This is a genomic window from Nesterenkonia muleiensis (assembly GCF_003600155.1).
Lineage (GTDB): Bacteria > Actinomycetota > Actinomycetes > Actinomycetales > Micrococcaceae > Nesterenkonia > Nesterenkonia muleiensis.
Map to the genome: position 1 here is coordinate 367,475 of NZ_QWLD01000040.1, position 15,674 is coordinate 383,148.

The 15,674-nt window shown below is 65.0% G+C and carries 12 protein-coding genes; 2 read left to right on the plus strand and 10 right to left on the minus strand.

Annotation, left to right across the window (positions count from 1 at the left end; all coding sequences use genetic code 11):
* The first annotated feature begins 71 nt into the window (after positions 1-71).
* Positions 72-2,336, plus strand: a complete 2,265-nt coding sequence (locus DVO78_RS12895) for a RelA/SpoT family protein (RefSeq protein WP_238385303.1) — start codon at positions 72-74, stop codon at positions 2,334-2,336.
* On the opposite strand, the gene DVO78_RS12900 is transcribed toward DVO78_RS12895, so the two are convergent.
* From DVO78_RS12900 to lipB, 7 genes are all read right to left on the minus strand, one after another.
* The gene (locus DVO78_RS12900; protein WP_157984033.1) at positions 2,300-3,043 is read right to left on the minus strand and encodes a hypothetical protein; all 744 of its coding nucleotides are present in this window, start codon (positions 3,041-3,043) and stop codon (positions 2,300-2,302) included. The two genes, DVO78_RS12895 and DVO78_RS12900, sit on opposite strands and share 37 nt — an antisense overlap.
* A gap of 45 nt (positions 3,044-3,088) precedes the next feature.
* Positions 3,089-3,577 carry a Holliday junction resolvase RuvX gene (ruvX, locus tag DVO78_RS12905; RefSeq protein WP_120005279.1) on the minus strand — a complete coding sequence of 163 codons (489 nt, stop codon included), beginning with the start codon at positions 3,575-3,577 and terminating at the stop codon, positions 3,089-3,091.
* A 10-nt stretch (positions 3,578-3,587) separates the two neighbouring features.
* On the minus strand, positions 3,588-6,296 hold the full coding sequence (gene alaS / locus DVO78_RS12910; protein ID WP_120005280.1) for an alanine--tRNA ligase: 2,709 nt from the start codon (positions 6,294-6,296) through the stop codon (positions 3,588-3,590).
* Positions 6,297-6,409: 113 nt separating this feature from the next.
* On the minus strand, positions 6,410-7,042 hold the full coding sequence (rpsD, locus tag DVO78_RS12915; protein ID WP_120005281.1) for a 30S ribosomal protein S4: 633 nt from the start codon (positions 7,040-7,042) through the stop codon (positions 6,410-6,412).
* Positions 7,043-7,225: 183 nt separating this feature from the next.
* On the minus strand, positions 7,226-8,011 hold the full coding sequence (locus DVO78_RS12920; protein ID WP_120005282.1) for a DUF4191 domain-containing protein: 786 nt from the start codon (positions 8,009-8,011) through the stop codon (positions 7,226-7,228).
* 183 nt (positions 8,012-8,194) lie between these two features.
* The gene (gene lipA / locus DVO78_RS12925) at positions 8,195-9,175 is read right to left on the minus strand and encodes a lipoyl synthase (RefSeq protein ID WP_120005283.1); all 981 of its coding nucleotides are present in this window, start codon (positions 9,173-9,175) and stop codon (positions 8,195-8,197) included.
* Between the two features lie 56 nt (positions 9,176-9,231).
* Entirely contained in the window at positions 9,232-9,915 is a 684-nt protein-coding gene (gene lipB, locus DVO78_RS12930) for a lipoyl(octanoyl) transferase LipB (RefSeq protein ID WP_120005284.1), read from the minus strand.
* Between the two features lie 75 nt (positions 9,916-9,990).
* Between lipB and DVO78_RS12935 the strand changes: the two genes are divergently transcribed.
* Positions 9,991-10,884 (plus strand): protein kinase domain-containing protein, encoded by an 894-nt coding sequence (locus tag DVO78_RS12935; RefSeq protein WP_120005285.1) that lies wholly within the window; start codon positions 9,991-9,993, stop codon positions 10,882-10,884.
* Here the strand turns inward: DVO78_RS12935 and sucB are convergent.
* Genes sucB through DVO78_RS12950 form a run of 3 tightly spaced genes read right to left on the minus strand, consistent with a single transcriptional unit; the run spans position 10,869 to position 15,666 of the window.
* Positions 10,869-12,659: a 2-oxoglutarate dehydrogenase, E2 component, dihydrolipoamide succinyltransferase gene (gene sucB, locus DVO78_RS12940; protein ID WP_120005286.1), complete on the minus strand. Its 1,791-nt coding sequence runs from the start codon at positions 12,657-12,659 to the stop codon at positions 10,869-10,871. The two genes, DVO78_RS12935 and sucB, sit on opposite strands and share 16 nt — an antisense overlap.
* Positions 12,660-12,697: 38 nt before the next feature.
* Positions 12,698-14,062 (minus strand): dihydrolipoyl dehydrogenase, encoded by a 1,365-nt coding sequence (lpdA, locus tag DVO78_RS12945; RefSeq protein WP_120005287.1) that lies wholly within the window; start codon positions 14,060-14,062, stop codon positions 12,698-12,700.
* Between the two features lie 56 nt (positions 14,063-14,118).
* On the minus strand, positions 14,119-15,666 hold the full coding sequence (locus DVO78_RS12950; protein WP_120005398.1) for a leucyl aminopeptidase: 1,548 nt from the start codon (positions 15,664-15,666) through the stop codon (positions 14,119-14,121).
* Positions 15,667-15,674: the final 8 nt, after the last annotated feature.

Sequence of the window (15,674 nt, forward strand, 5' to 3'; positions counted from 1 at the left end):
ACAGCGGCGCACAGGATCTCAGCACGGCCGCCACGGCCAATGGGACGCCGCCTGCGCGCCGGTCACGGGCTGTGGGGTCACTGGAGCCGGAAGAGTCGCCCCTGTTGGAGCCCCTGCTGCGTGCCATTCGGGCCAACCGCTTCGAAGAAGACCTCCCGCTGATCAGGCGGGCCTTCGACGTCGCGGAGCACCATCATCAGGGGCAGCGGCGTAAGTCTGGCGAACCGTATATCACCCACCCGGTGGCAGTGGCGACTATTCTGGCCGAGCTGGGCTTACACGGGTCGACCCTGGCTGCCGCGCTGCTGCATGACACCGTGGAGGACACCGACTACAGCCTGGAGGAGCTCACCGCCGAATTCGGTGAGGAGATCAGCCTGTTGGTGGACGGGGTCACTAAGCTGGACAAGCTGAAGTTCGGCGACGCCGCACAGGCGGAGACCGTGCGGAAGATGGTCTTGGCCATGGCCAAGGACATCCGGGTGCTGATGATCAAGCTGGCCGACCGCCTGCACAATGCCCGCACCTGGCGCTACGTGGCGCCGGAGAAGAGCGCGAAGAAGGCCAAGGAGACTCTGGAGATCTTCTCCCCGCTGGCCCACCGGCTGGGGATGAACACCCTCAAATGGGAGCTGGAGGACCTCTCCTTCGCCGCTCTGTATCCCAAGGTCTACGAGGAGATCGTCCGGCTGGTCGGGGACCGGACTCCGCAGCGTGAGAAGTTCCTGTCTGAGGTGAGAGGGATCATCGCCGACGATCTCAATGAGGCCAGCATCGCGGCCACGATCACCGGCCGGCCCAAGCACTACTATTCGATCTATCAGAAGATGATCGTCCGCGGCAAAGAGTTCGACGATATTCACGACCTGATGGGTGTGCGGGTGCTGGTGGACTCGGTGCGCGACTGCTATGCGGCGCTGGGGGCACTGCACGCACGGTGGACTCCGCTTCCGGGCAGGTTCAAGGACTACATCGCCATGCCCAAGTTCAACATGTACCAGTCGCTGCACACCACTGTGCTGGGGCCGGCGGGCAAACCGGTGGAAGTGCAGATCCGCACCCATGAGATGCACCGCCGGGCGGAGTACGGTGTGGCCGCCCACTGGAAGTACAAGCAGCATCGGCGCGCAGCGCAGGAAGCACCGCAGAACGACGACGCCGAACTGCAGTCCGCGCGCGGAGCGACTCAGCAATCCCAGGCCGCCGAGGACGTCGGCTGGCTGAGATCCCTGGTCGACTGGCAGTCCGAGACCACCGATCCGGATGAGTTCTTGGAGTCGCTGCGCTATGAGATCAACACCCGGGAGGTGTTCGTCTACACCCCCAAAGGAGAGGTCATCTCGCTTCCGGCCGGAGCGACCCCGGTGGACTTCGCCTATGCGATCCACACCGATGTGGGCCATAAGACCATCGGTGCCCGGGTCAACGGCAAGCTGGTGCCGCTGAGCTCTGAGCTCAACCACGGCGACTGGGTGGAGATCTTCACCTCCAAGGCCGAAGGCGCAGGTCCGTCCAATGACTGGATGATGTTCGTGAAATCGGCACGAGCACGCAATAAGATCCGGCACTGGTTCTCCAAGGAGCGCCGCGAGGAATCGATCGAGCGCGGCAAGGACATGCTCACCAAAGCGATCCGCAAGTCGAGCCTGCCGCTGCAGAAGGTGATGAACCCGGATGTGCTGCTCACTGTCGCCGAGCAGCTGCACTACACCGATATCGCCGGACTCTATGCGGGAGTCGGTGAGGAGCACGTCTCCACTCAGAACGTCATCGAGCATCTCAACGCCCTCTTCGACACCGAGGAGGAGGAATCCGAGGAGCACGACACCACCCCGATCACCTCACCGAGCACCCGGCCAGCGGAGTACTCCGATGCCGGGGTGATCGTCAAAGGGGCGGGGAACGTGCTGGCCAAACTAGCCCGGTGCTGCACACCCGTCCCGCCGGACGAGATCGAGGGCTTTGTCACCCGTGGCCAAGGCGTCTCGGTGCACCGGGTGGACTGCCGCAATGTCCAGCAGCTGCGCGAGCAGCCGGGCAGGCTCGTCGAGGTGGGATGGGCGCCCACCAAGTCCTCGGTCTTCCTGGTCGAGATCCAGGTCGAGGCACTGGACCGCAAATCACTGCTCTCCGACGTCACCCGCACGCTGGCCGAATCACAGGTGAACATCCTCTCGGCCACCGTCCAGACCTCCCGGGACCGAGTCGCGATCTCCCGGTTCAGCTTCGAGATGGGAGATCCCCGGTATCTGAACCACGTGCTGAACTCGGTGCGCAGGATCGACGGGGTGTACGACGTCTACCGCACAGTGGGCAAGCGCCGGGAGACGCACTGATCCAGCAGCTGGCGCACTCGGTCCCGACGGCGAGCGTCCCAGCTGGTCCGGGAGAGGGTGCCCAGCACCGTATCGGCCAGCTCGTCGGCATCGAGCCGGAATCTCCTGCTCAGCTGGGCGATCAGGTGCCAGCGCCGCTGGATGAACTGCTGGTCCTCGGCGCCGATGGCAGAGATGTCCTCATCGCGGCCGCGCAACGGCAGTTTGACCGTCGGCCAGTGCTGCAGCATCTCTTCGGTGCGGCTCCATCCCGGTGACACTGCGGTGATCCGGTCCAGAGCCTGCCGGAATCCCCGTACGCCGAACCCGCAGAAGAGGTCCGCTGCCGTGCGCAGTGCGGTGGTGGTACGCATCGTGCCAACGTCTTCAACGTGCTCATCGTCCACAGTGATCTGATGCAGCTGCCACCGGCCGGCAGAGGCGATCTGGCGAAGGGCCGTTCCCTGGGCGATGACGGTGACGCGGTCAGGCGGTGCTGTCCCCAGATGCACCCAGGCTGCGGTTTCCCCGCAGAGTACTCCGCGCCGGCGCAGCGTGCTGTTGAGCAGGGCGTAGGCGGCGGCAGCCCGAAGCTCGGCGGTCTGCGTCAACTGCGCCTCCACGTAGACATCGGCCATCATGTGCCGGAGTGCGCCGTGGTGGACCATCGACTGCAGCTCCACAGAGGTGAAGGGGTATCCGGCGCGGTACATGCCTGTTGGTTCCATCTCTCCAGCATGGAGCCGCCGTCATCCAGGAACAAGACCCCGCCGCTACCTGTGGAAAACCGCTGTTCCCGGTTCGGTGCCCAGCGAAGAGCGCATCTCCAAGGCATGGCTGAGAATCTCCACCGCAGCGGCCTGGTCGATGGCCTCACGCTGGTCACGGGCCTGAACACCTGAGGCCCGCATCTTCCCCGCCGCAGAGACGGTGGAGAGCCGTTCATCGATCAGCCGCACCTCGACGCCCACCCCTGAGCCGGCCAGCTGCTGGACCAGTGCCGAGGCATAGTCCCGGGCTTTCTGGGTGGAGGCCGTCTCATGTCCGGCCAGGGACAGCGGAAGGCCCACGTAGATCACAGCGGCAGCCCGGTCTGCGGCAATCCTGGTCAGCATGCGCAGGTCTGATGCCTTGTTGTGGTCCCTGCGCAGCGTCATCAGCGGTGTGGCCACCAGCGCATCAGGGTCTGAGACGGCAAGCCCCACCCGGGCCTCACCGACGTCGACGGCCAGCCGGACACCGGCCCGAGGTGCGGCGCTCACTCTGACCTGCTCACCGGTTCTGGACTGCTGAGACGACAGCGTCCAAGGCTTCTGCCGCCTTGGCAGGATCCTGTCCACCGCCCTGGGCGAGGTCGGGCTTTCCGCCCCCGCCACCGCCGAGGACTGAACAGGCACGTTTGACCAGGTCGCCGGCAGCGATACCTTCAGCACGGGCTGCCTCAGTCGTTCCGATCACTACCACGGGGCGGCCCTTGGACTCTCCGGCCGCCGCGACCACAGCCGCCCGGTCCTCCAAGCGTCCGCGCAGGTCCATCACCAGTTGGCGAAGGTCATCGCCTGCCGCTTGGCCCGCGTGGTGAGTCAGCACAGCGACTCCGCCGGCATCGACGGTCTGATCCAGCAGTCTGCCGGCCTGGGAGCGCAGCTGCTCCGCCCTGAGCCGTTCCAGAGTACGTTCCGTCTCCTTGAGCTTTTGTAGGGTGGCGGCCACCCTGTCCGGAACCTGATCACTGGGCACCTTGAGCATGTCGGTGAGCTGGTTGACCAGGGTGCGTTCGGCCGCGAAGTGCTTAAAGGCGTCGAGTCCCACCAGGGCTTCGACGCGGCGGTTGCCCGAGCCCACAGACGCTTCGGAGAGCAGAGCCACCGTGCCGATCTCTGCGGTTTTCTCCACATGGGTGCCGCCGCAGAGCTCCCGGGACCAGGGACCGTTCATCTCCACCACCCGGACCTGATTGCCGTACTTCTCGCCGAACAGCATCATGGCTCCCAGCGCCTGGGCCTCATCCAGGGACATGGTTTTGGTCTGCACGGTGTAGTTGTCCCGGACAGCCAGGTTGGAGATCTCCTCCAGCTCCTGGCGGGCACCGGGGGAGAGGGCGTCGTCGTGGGTGAAGTCGAAGCGCAGATAGCCCTCTTTGTTGAAGGAACCTGCCTGCACCGCCTCAGGGCCCAGCACATCGTGCAGGGCGGCGTGGATGATGTGGGTGGCCGAATGCGCCTTCTGGGCATCGAGCCTGCGCCGGAGATCGATGGCTCCGAGCACCTCAGCGCCCAGTGCCACCTCACCCTCCACCACTTTTGCCTTGTGCACGGAGAGACCGGTGACCGGGGACTGGACGTCCTTGACCTCGATGACGAATCCGTCTCCGGTGATTCGGCCGGTATCAGCGGCCTGGCCGCCGGCCTCGGCGTAGAAGGGGGTGGCGTCCAGGATGACCTCGATCTCCTCGCCGGCCTGTGCGCTGGTGCGGGCCTGACCGTCGGCGAGGATGCCGCGGATGCGGGATTCCGTGGTGTGCTCGGTGTATCCGGTGAAGTGGGTGGGCGAATCACCCAGCAGCTGCCGGTAGAGCTCGGTGTCGGCATGGCCGGACTTCTTGGCCCGTGCATCGGCCTGAGCGCGTTCGCGCTGGGCGGCCATCAGCTGGCGGAAGGTCTCCTGGTCCACGCTGACTCCGGCCTCCTCGGCCAGCTCCAAGGTCAGGTCGATGGGGAAGCCGTAGGTATCGTGCAGTGCGAAAGCGTCGTCGCCGGCCAGGGGAGTGCCGGAAGAGCGGGCAGCGGCGACCGCGCCTTCCAGGCGAGAGGTGCCGGCGGTGATGGTGCGCAGGAAGGCCTGTTCCTCCTTCACCGCAGCGGCGTGGATGGTCTCAAAACGCTCTTCGACCTCCGGGTAGACGCCCGTCATGGCGTCTTTGGACACAGTGATCAGATCGCCGAAGACCGGCTTCTCCACGCTGGCTTGTCCAGAGCGCAGCAGACGCATCCCCAGGATCACTCTGCGGATCAGCCGGCGCAGGATATAGCCGCCGCCCTCATTGCCGGGCCGCACACCGTCGGTGATCAGCATCAGGGCGCTGCGGGTGTGGTCGGCGATCATCCGCAGGCGCACATCAGTGGTGTGGTGCGGGTCAGCAGGGTCCTCGGTGGAGGTGTAGGTGACTCCGGCCAGTTCCGCCGCGCAGTCCAGCACAGGGCGAACCTGGTCGGTCTCGTACATGTTCTCCACGCCCTGCAGGATCATCGCCAGGCGTTCCAGGCCGAGGCCGGTGTCGATGTTCTTGTTCTCCAGCGGGCCGGCCACCTCGAAGTCCGACTTCGAGTGAACAGCGGAGAGGCGGTACTGCATGAAGACCAGGTTCCAGATCTCGACGTAGCGGTGCTCATCGGCAGCCGGACCACCCTCATCACCGTAGGCGGGGCCGCGATCGTAGTAGATCTCAGAGCAGGGCCCCCCCGGTCCTGGCTGCCCGGTGGTCCAGTAGTTGTCCTCGGGTCCGAACCGCTGAATACGCTTCTCGGGCACCCCCACGACGTCTTTCCAGATGTGGTGAGCCTCGTCGTCGTGCTCATACACCGTCACCCAGAGCCGCTCCGGGTCCAGTCCGTACCCGCGTAGCCCGGTCTTCGGATCTCCCTCTGCGGGAGTGGTCAGCAGCTCCCAGGCCATCGGGATGGCCGTCTCCTTGAAATAGTCACCGAAGCTGAAGTTGCCGCACATCTGGAAGAAGGTTCCGTGTCGCGCGGTTTTGCCGACCTCCTCGATGTCCTCGGTGCGGATGCACTTCTGGACCGAGACTGCGCGTGGGTAGGGCGGGGTCTCCACTCCGGTGAAGTAGGGGATGAAGGGAACCATGCCCGCGATAGTGAACAGCAGGGAGGGCTCAGGGGAGACCAGCGAGGCGGACGGCACCTTGGTGTGGCCCTTGGCCGTGAAGTAGTCATACCAGGTGCGGGTGATGTCCTGAGACTTCATTGTGGGTGTTCTCTCCTGCAGTTCTGAATACCGACCGGTCAATCTTACGGGGAAAGCACAATGCCCGCCGTACCCCAGTGGGATACAGCGGGCATCAGCGGCTGATCCGAGGATCAGCGCGCGTAGTACTCGACCACGAGCTGCTCTTCGCAGGTGATCGGCACCTCTGCGCGCTCGGGCTTGCGGACCAGGGTGGCCTGCAGCTTCTCAAGGTCGACGCTCAGGTAACCGGGAACATCCGGCAAAACCTCCTGGTGGGCACCGGCCGCGGCGATCTGGAAGGGCTCGAAGGACTCGCTGCGCTCGTGCACGTGGATCATCTGGCCGGGCTTGACCCGGAAGGAGGGGCGATCGACACGTTTGCCGTTGACCAGGATGTGCCGGTGCACCACGAACTGGCGGGCCTGGGCGATGGTGCGGGCAAAGCCGGCACGCAGCACCAGGGCGTCCAGGCGGGACTCCAGAAGCTCAATGAGGTTCTCACCGGTGAGGCCCTCGCTCATCCGCTTGGCTTCCTCGTAGTAGCGGGTCAGCTGAGCCTCACGGATGCCGTACTGGGCGCGCAGCTTCTGCTTCTCGCGCAGACGAACGGCGTAGTCGGAATCGGTGCGGCGGCGGGTACGCCCATGCTGGCCGGGACCGTAGGGACGGCGGTCCAGGTACTTCTGGGCTTTGGGGGTCAGCGCAATGCCCAGGGCACGCGAGGCCTTGACGGTGCGGCGCGCACGCAAAGGGGTCTTAGGCATGAATACTTCTTTCTGCTTTCGGCAGGTGTTTATTCGCTGTCACGGCAGTGGCATGACAGGACCTGGCCTCCGGAGGAATCCCATGGAGAGTCCGAGCTGCCGGTTGCTCGGTGACTACGGCAAGAAGATACGCTTCTGCCTGCCAGACAGCTTCCTAGCCTACCAGATCAACCGCAAGGCTTTTTAACCACGAAGCGCTTTCCGGTCCGGCCGCGCCCGCCATGGGTCGACGCCCTTGGGGATGGGCGGACGGCTGATCGGCAGAGTGGAGAGCCTGCGTTCGACCTCGTGAACCTCATGCTTATTGAGCGATTTGTTCAGCTTCTTGATGTGCTTGGTCAGTTTGGCCAGCGGGACCTGGTCCTTGCCGTTGCCGGTCTGGACGACGTGAATGGGCACCTCATCTCGCAGCACCGGGCGCAGGCGCTTCTGGGCCTTGCCGACCAGTTTGTGCGCCCGGCCAGGGGGCCCCTCGGTGACCAGCACGACCCCTGGTTTGCCGATGGCGCGGAACACTGCGTCCTGGGTCTTGCCGTCCATCTGAATGGGCTCCTCGGAGACCACCCAGCCGCGGCGCAGTGTGTTCAGCGCGGCAGCTGCAGCGCCGGGACGCCCCTCGATGCGGGCGAAGGCGGCCTTCTCCGCACGGCGGTTCATCACGATCATGGCTGCCAGCAGTGCGAAGGGCAGGCCCATCAGCAGGGCGATGATCCAGTGGAAGAGGAACTGGGTGAGGATGAAGACGACCGCGAAGGTCAGCACAGCGGCCAGCAGCATCCACCACGGGATGTTCGGGTCGTAGGTGCGGGTCATGCTGAAGACCTGTTTGAGGCGGGAGAAGATCCCTTCGCCCGCGGCCTTCTTCGCCTTCTTATTGGCCTTGGCCTGCTGCTTCTGAGCCTTCTGCTGCTGGCGCAGCTTCTTCAGCTCGGCCTTGGCCTGCTGCTTCGTCAACGTGGAATCTGCCATGATGGGACACATTCTACCCGGTGAGCCGCAGGCGTAGCGATGCGGGGGCTTCAGGTGTGATGGCCGCGGCAACGCGGCCGAGAGCGTGACGGGCTCCGCCCGGCCGCGGAACCAGCTTCAGGTGTGATGGCCAGCGTGAGCTGGCCGAGAGCCGAGCGGGTTCTGCCCGCCGGCGGAACCAGCTCAGAACCCAGCGGCCACCAGCGTTGCGGCTTCCTGTTTGGTCTGGCCGGAGGGTTCAATATGGGACAGCTCCTCCGGAATCGGCCACCCTTTGCGCTGCATGGCCTTGGCCCACAGGGAACCTGCCCGGTAGGAGGAGCGCACCAACGGTCCGGACATCACTCCGAGGAATCCGATCTCCTCGGCCTCCTGTGAGATCTCCATGAACTCCTGGGGCTTCACCCAGCGGTCCACCGGGAGGTGGCGGGGGGTGGGGCGCAGGTACTGGGTGATGGTGATCAGGTCGCAGCCGGCGTCGTGCAGGTCCTGCAGTGCCTCGGTGATCTCCTCACGGGTCTCGCCCATGCCCAGGATCAGATTCGACTTGGTGATCATTCCGTGGTCGCGGCCCTGAGTGAGCACGTCCAGGGAACGCTCGTAGCGGAATGCCGGGCGGATCCGGCGGAAGATGCGCGGCACGGTCTCGACGTTGTGGGCGAAGACCTCAGGCTTGGACTCGCAGATCCCGGCGATGTTCTCTTCCTTGCCGGAGAAGTCCGGGATGAGGATCTCCACACCGGTGCCGGGGTTGAGCTCATGGATCTTGCGGATGGTCTCGGCGTAGAGCCAGACGCCCTCATCGGGCAGATCGTCACGTGCGACACCGGTGACGGTGGCGTAGCGCAGCTGCATCTCACGGACCGATTCGGCGACCTGCAGCGGCTCTGCCGCGTCCACCGGGGCGGGGCGCCCGGTGTCGATCTCGCAGAAGTCGCAGCGCCGGGTGCAGGCGGAGCCACCGATCAGAAACGTCGCTTCGCGGTCCTCCCAGCATTCGAAGATATTGGGGCACCCCGCCTCCTCGCACACGGTGTGCAGGCCTTTGCCCCCGACCCGCTTCTTCATCTCCGTGAACTCAGGCCCGATTTTGACCTTGGTGCGCATCCACTCGGGTTTCCGTTCGACAGGGACTGCGGCGTTCTTCGCCTCGACCCTGAGCATCCTGCGGCCTTCCGGGGCGATAGTTCCAGTTCCTGCTGCGGTGGGAGCGCATCCGCTCACTGTGAGACCTCTTCTGTCGGCGCTGGCACTGTGCTGTTGAGGTAACGCGGCAGTGCGGCCTGCAATTCCTCGGCAATCCGCCCGCCCACCTGTTCAGGAGTGATCACCCTGCCAAGCTCGGCGCTGATGGAGGTGGTTCCTACCCCGCTGATACCGCAGGGAATGATATTTCCGAACGGGGCGAGATCATTGGAACAGTTCAGTGCGAACCCGTGCATGGTCACCGAGCGGTGGATCCGGATCCCGATGGCGGCGATCTTCTTGTCCACTGGACCGCCGGTGAGCCACACCCCGGAACGCCCCTCCACCCGCTGGCCATGGATGCCGTAGTCGGCGGCCAGCACGGTGATGATGACGTTCTCCAACGTACAGACGTAGTCCTTGACCAGGCTGCGGTCCCGAAGGTGCAGGATTGGGTAGCCCACCAGCTGGCCCCGTCCGTGCCAGGTGAGTTTACCGCCGCGGTCGACGTCCACCACATCGGTGCCGTCTTTGGGCCGGTCCTGTGGCTCTGTTCTTCTGCCGGCGGTGTACACGTCAGCATGCTCCAGCATCAGCAGCGTGGACTCGGCTCGCCCGTCCAGAATTTGTTCGTGCAGCTGGCGCTGATACTCCCATGCCTGTAAATAGTCGACCAATTCCGGATCGAAGCCCAGGTAACGGGTGTGCAGAACGGACATGGCTCTACCCTACGCCCGCCCTACAGGTTGTGGAAAACTTCTGCAGTGTTTTCGAATTCGGGGCATGCTGAGGTTATGGCATCTACTCCCAGAGTCCCCGGATTGGAACCGCTGCGCCTGTTGGGAGTCGGCGGACGCAGCGCTGTCTGGCTGGTGCGCAGAACTCCTGCGGCAGAGCACACCATCAGCTGGGCCGGCTCCGCTCCGCCCTCCACACTGGCACTGAAGCTCCCACTGGGTGCCGTGCGCAGCACCCCTGCGCTGCGGGCTGCCCGGGAGGAGCTTGAGGCTATGCTGCCACTGGCTCATGAACATGTGGTCCGGCCCTGGGGCGTGCTCCGGACCCCGGAAGGCACCGCGGCCCTGCTTCTGGAGCCCTACACTGCTGGCTCATTGGCTCAGCTGCTGCGTGCCACCGGCACGCTCAGCGTGGGTGAGACCGTGACCGCACTGACCCCGGTGGCCCAAGCGTTGGCCCATGTCCATGCCTGCGGTGCCGCCCACGGCGATGTCACCGCCGCCAATGTCCTGCTCACTCCGGAGGGAAGGCCCGCTCTGGCCGATCTGGGAGATGCTGTGCTGCTGGGCATGGACTCTGCCCATGGAAGCTCGCAGCAGGACGTGGCCGCGCTTGCCGCGGTGACCTGGCGATGCTTGACCGGAAGAGAGCCCGAGGAGGTCTCGTTGAGAGTTCCGCTGCAGTCGTTGAGACCCGATATTCCGGACCAACTGGTTGAGCTGCTGGAGTCAGCGCTGAGTCCGCACGCCGGGGAGCGGCCCCTGGCGGGGGAGTTCGCCTCGGAGCTCTACTGCGCTGCGGAGCCCGAACCGCTGAACCTGCTCCGGCATGTGGACGACGAGGCTCTCGCTGAGGTGCCCACATGTCTGCCGGCGACGCGGAAGCCCGGTCCACAGCGTTGGTGGACCGGGCTTCTGGCAAGGCTCCGCGGAGCTTACAGGCCCAGCTGAGCCTCGAAGTTGCCCTCCTCGAGGCGCTTCTTCAGCGTCTGCAGGAAACGGCCGGCGTCGGCACCGTCCACAATCCGGTGATCGTAGGTCAGCGAAAGGTACATCATGTGCCGGATGCCGATGCTGTCGTTGCCCTCGGCATCGGTGATCACCGCCGGGCGCTTCACGATCGTGCCCGGGCCCAGAATGGCCACCTGCGGCTGGTTGATGATCGGGGTGTCGAACAGTGCGCCGAAGGACCCCAGGTTGGTGATGGTGAAGGTGCCCCCGGAGAGCTCCTCGGGGCCGATCTTGTTCTCCCGGGTCCGCTTGGCCACATCAGCGATCTTCTTGGCGACTCCCGCCAGCGAAAGGTCACCAGCGTCTGCGATCACCGGAACCATCAGCCCCTTCTCCGTATCCACCGCGAGGCTCAGGTGCTCGGCGTCGTGGTAGGTGATCTGCTGGCTCTCCTGGTCGTACTGGGCATTGAGCACCGGATGCTGCTTGAGCGCCTCAGTGACCGCCACGGCGATGAACGCCAAGTAGGTGAGGTTCGCGCCGTTCTGCTCCTTGAAGGCTTGCTTGGCCTTCTGCCGAAGGTTCACGATGCGTGTCAGGTCCACCTCGTGCACCTGGGTCAGCTGAGCGGAGATGTCCAGAGACTCGTTCATGCGCTGGGCGATGACCTGGCGGATACGGGGGGCCTTCTCCGAGGTGCCGCGCTTGGTGGTGTCGACCTCAACCTCGGGTGCTGGTGCGGCTGGAGTCTCAGCCGGCTTCTCCGACTTCTTGGCTTCGGCGGCCTCGATCACGTCCTGTTTGCGGATGCGGCCGCCCACGCCGGTGCCCTTGACACTGGAGAGGTCGACGCCCTCCTGCTTGGCCAGACGACGCACCAGGGGAGTGACATAGCCCTCGGCTGAGCCCTCGCCATTGTCCTGTTTGTCCTTCTTCGGGGGCTCCTGGGGAGTCTCATCCCGGGGAGGTTCTTCTTTCTGCTCCGGCTCATCCTTCTGTTCCGGCTCCTCGGCCGGAGCAGGCTGTTCGTCAGAGGCATCCTCCGCCTCGGGAGTGGGCTCTTCAGACTCCGCCGCAGGCGCTGAGCCGGAACCGATGAGGGCCAGCACCGCGCCGACCTCCACCGTCTCGTCCTCGGAGACTTTCAGCTCTTGGACGGTGCCGGCGATGGGGGAGGGGACCTCGGTGTCCACTTTGTCGGTGGAGACCTCCAGCAATGGCTGGTCGACTTCGACCTCGTCGCCGACCTCCACCAGCCAGCGGGTCACCGTGCCCTCAGTCACCGACTCGCCCAGAGCAGGCAGGGTCACCTCCTCGGAGTCCCCACCGGTCTCTGGGGTGGGGCTGTCCTCCTCGGGCGTTGCCTCAGCACCGCCGGACTCACCGGCGGCCGGAGTCGGTGCCTCCTCCTCAGCGGCTGCCTGGGTCTCTTCGGGCTGTTCAGCCTCGGCGGCGGCCTCTTCCTCGGCAGCGGCGCCGTCGTCCTCAGCGGATTCGTCCTCATCCCCCTGCGAGGAATCGTCGGCACCACCGCCGGAGCCGTCGCCGATCTTCACCAGTGGCGCATCCACCTCGACGGTCTCGTCCTCGGAGACCAGCAGCTCCTCGATAGTCCCGGCGATGGGTGAGGGAACCTCGGTGTCGACCTTGTCGGTGGAGACTTCCACGATGGGCTGGTCGACCTCGACCTCCTCTCCGACCTCGACGAGCCAGCGGGTGACAGTGCCTTCGGTGACAGACTCACCGAGTGCGGGAAGGTTGACGGTCTCAGACATTGGTCCGGCTCCTAGTCGTGAATTCTTGTGGGTGCTTCTCAGCCGTGGAGGGGGTGGCCGAAGAGGGCCATCGCGGCCTCTCCGAGAGCTTCGTTCTGGGTGGGGTGGGCGTGAACGAGGGTGGCGACGTCCTCCGGGTACGCTTCCCAGTTCACGATGAGCTGGGCCTCACCGATCTGCTCGCCGATCCGGCTGCCGATTCCGTGAACGCCGACGATGGGACCGCCCTTGACGCCGACCATCTTGATGATGCCGCCGGTACCCAGGATGGAGGACTTCCCGTTGCCGGCCAGATTGTACTCGGTGATCTCGATCTGATCCTTGCCGAACTGCTCCTCGGCCTTGGGCTGGGTGTAGCCCACAGACATGATCTCCGGTTCAGAGAAGGTGACCTTGGGGATATTGATGTCTTCGACGATCATCGGGCTGTTGCCGGCGATCTCCTCGGCCACGAAGATGCCCTGCTGGTACCCGCGGTGAGCCAGCTGCAGGCCGGGGACGATGTCGCCCACAGCGTAGATATTGCCCACACCGGTGTGCAAGCGCTCATCGGTGATGACGAAGCCGCGGTCTAAGGTGATGCCCTGCTCCTCGAAGCCGAACCCTTCGGTGACCGGGCCGCGCCCCACGGCCACCAGGCAGATCTCAGCCTCGAAGGTCTTGCCGTCCTCCAGGGTGACCTTCACGCCGTCGGCGGTCTCTTCGACCTCCTTGAAGAACGTGCCGAGGTTGGAGGTGATGCCGCGCTTCTTGAAGGAGCGCTCCAGCACCTTGATGATCGACGGGTCCTCATTGGGCACCAGGTGGGGCAGCCCCTCGATGATGGTGACGTCGACGCCGTATGAGTTCCAGGCGGAGGCGAACTCGGAACCGATCACACCGCCGCCGAGGACGATGGCGGATTTCGGCGTGTAGTCCAGCTCCAGGGCTTCGGTGGAGGTGATGATCTTCTCCGAGAGCGGCAGGCCGAAGGTCTTGGAGGTCGAACCGGTGGCCAGCACGATGTTCTTGGCCCTGTAGGTGGTGCCGGCGACCTCGACCTCGTTCTGCGAGACCAGCTTGCCCTCGCCTTCGATGACCTGGACCTTGCGCATTTTCAGCAGACCGGTGAGTCCCTTGTACTTGCCGGCGACGATGCCGTCCTTGTACTCCTTGACCTTGGCCATGTCCACACCGTTGAAGTCGACATTGACGCCGTACTTCTCAGACTCCTTGGCCTCATCGGCGAGTTCGGCCGCATGCAGGTACGCCTTGGTGGGGATGCACCCGGTGTGCAGACAGGTTCCGCCGAGTTTTCCCTTCTCCACCAGCGCGACGGAGAAGCCATGCTGGACGCTGCGCAGAGCTGCGGCATAACCGGCGCTGCCGCCACCGAGGACCAGTACGTCAAATTCATCGGCCACGAGTCAGGCTCCTTTGTGGTGAGTCGTTTTCACTTGTGTGCTTGCCTGTCAGACTATCAGCGGGTCAGACCCTCGAGATAGCTGATCAGAGTGCGAACGGTCACCCCGGTCCCGCCCTTGTGGACGTAGCCGTAGGCGCCCTTCTCGTTGAAGGCCGGGCCAGCGATGTCGATATGTGCCCAGGGGATACGTTTCTCCTCAGGGTCCAGGGCAGTCTGGTCAGCATCAGCGCGGTCCGGGACGAACTCACGCAGGAAAGCCGCAGCGTTGAGCATGCCGCCCTCACGGGCGCCAAGGTTGCTGAGGTCAGCCACAGTGGATTCGAACCCTGTGATGGCCTCCTCCGGAATCGGCATGGCCCAGTGGTTCTCCCCGGCGTTCTCGGAGGCGCCCACAATGTCCTCGCGGAGATTCTCATGACCCATCACTCCCACCGTGCGCAGCCCCAGAGCGATCATCTGGGCTCCGGTGAGGGTGGCGACGTCGATGATCGCATCCGGGTTCTCCTCGCCGGCGGCGACGATGCCGTCGGCCAGCACCAGGCGTCCCTCGGCGTCGGTGTTGAGCACCTCGACGGTCTTGCCGCCGTAGATGGTGATGACGTCCTCCGGGCGCTGCGCGGTGGAGGAGGGCATGTTCTCAGCCAGACATAGCCAGCCGGTGACCTTGACGGGGAGATCAAGCTCGGCTGCGGCTGCGACCACTGCCGCGACAGTCGCCGCACCTGCCATGTCCAGTTTCATGGTGGTCATCGCATTGGAGGGCTTCAGGGAGAGACCGCCGGTGTCGAAGGTGATCCCCTTGCCCACCAGGGCAATATGAGCGGCCGGCTTGGCCGGGGAGTGCTCCAGGCGCACCAGACGGGGCTTGCGGGATGAGCCGTTGCCCACGCCCAGCAGTCCGCCGAAGCCCTCTTTCTCCAGGTCCTTATGGTCCCACACCTTGACTTTCAGCTTGGTGCCCTTGGCCTGAGTCTTGACCTCTTCGGCGAAGGATTCGGGGTAGAGGTGGCTCGGCGGGGTATTGACCAGGTCACGAACGGCGCGCACTGCGGCACCCACAGCGGAAGCCCGGGCAACAGCAGGTGCGGTGTTCTTGTCCTTCAGCTCGGTCAGGACGGTGATTTCGGCGACCGGGGTCTTGGACCTCGCCTTCTGGGAGCTCTTGAAGTGCGGGAAGTTGTAGGCGCCCAGGGCAGCACCCTCGGCGACGGCGGCGACCTGTTCCACAGTGGCGGCGGGCAGCGCCAGCGCCACGGACTTCGCGGAGGAGAGCTGCCGGACAGCGGAGCCGGCCGCGCGGCGCAGCGACTCGAGGGAGACCCCGCCGTCGGGCTCACCGGTGAGCTTTCCGACGCCGACCAGCACCAGGGTCTCGGTCTTGAAGCCTTCAACGCCTGGCAGCCGCAGCAGCTGGTCCGCAGCCCCGGTGGCGCCCAAAGCGCTCAGCGAGTCCGACACCCCCTTGGCAGCTTTCTCGGCCAGCGGATTGGGCAGCAGCACCGGGCCGTCGGGGCCCTTGGCCACACCGAGCACCAGGGCGTCGGCGTCGACCTTCTGAACTGCGGAGGATACGGCGGTCACTGTGGGGGAAAAATCACTCATCACATCTC

Bases quoted from the DNA above. Each gene is read 5' to 3' on its own strand.
- DVO78_RS12900 (WP_157984033.1), bottom strand. From the start codon at position 3,043: ATGGAACCAACAGGCATGTACCGCGCCGGATACCCCTTCACCTCTGTG.
- alaS (WP_120005280.1), bottom strand. From the start codon at position 6,296: ATGAAGTCTCAGGACATCACCCGCACCTGGTATGACTACTTCACGGCC.
- rpsD (WP_120005281.1), bottom strand. From the start codon at position 7,042: ATGCCTAAGACCCCTTTGCGTGCGCGCCGCACCGTCAAGGCCTCGCGT.
- DVO78_RS12920 (WP_120005282.1), bottom strand. From the start codon at position 8,011: ATGGCAGATTCCACGTTGACGAAGCAGCAGGCCAAGGCCGAGCTGAAG.
- lipA (WP_120005283.1), bottom strand. From the start codon at position 9,175: ATGCTCAGGGTCGAGGCGAAGAACGCCGCAGTCCCTGTCGAACGGAAA.
- lipB (WP_120005284.1), bottom strand. From the start codon at position 9,915: ATGTCCGTTCTGCACACCCGTTACCTGGGCTTCGATCCGGAATTGGTC.
- DVO78_RS12935 (WP_120005285.1), top strand. From the start codon at position 9,991: ATGGCATCTACTCCCAGAGTCCCCGGATTGGAACCGCTGCGCCTGTTG.
- sucB (WP_120005286.1), bottom strand. From the start codon at position 12,659: ATGTCTGAGACCGTCAACCTTCCCGCACTCGGTGAGTCTGTCACCGAA.
- DVO78_RS12950 (WP_120005398.1), bottom strand. From the start codon at position 15,666: ATGAGTGATTTTTCCCCCACAGTGACCGCCGTATCCTCCGCAGTTCAG.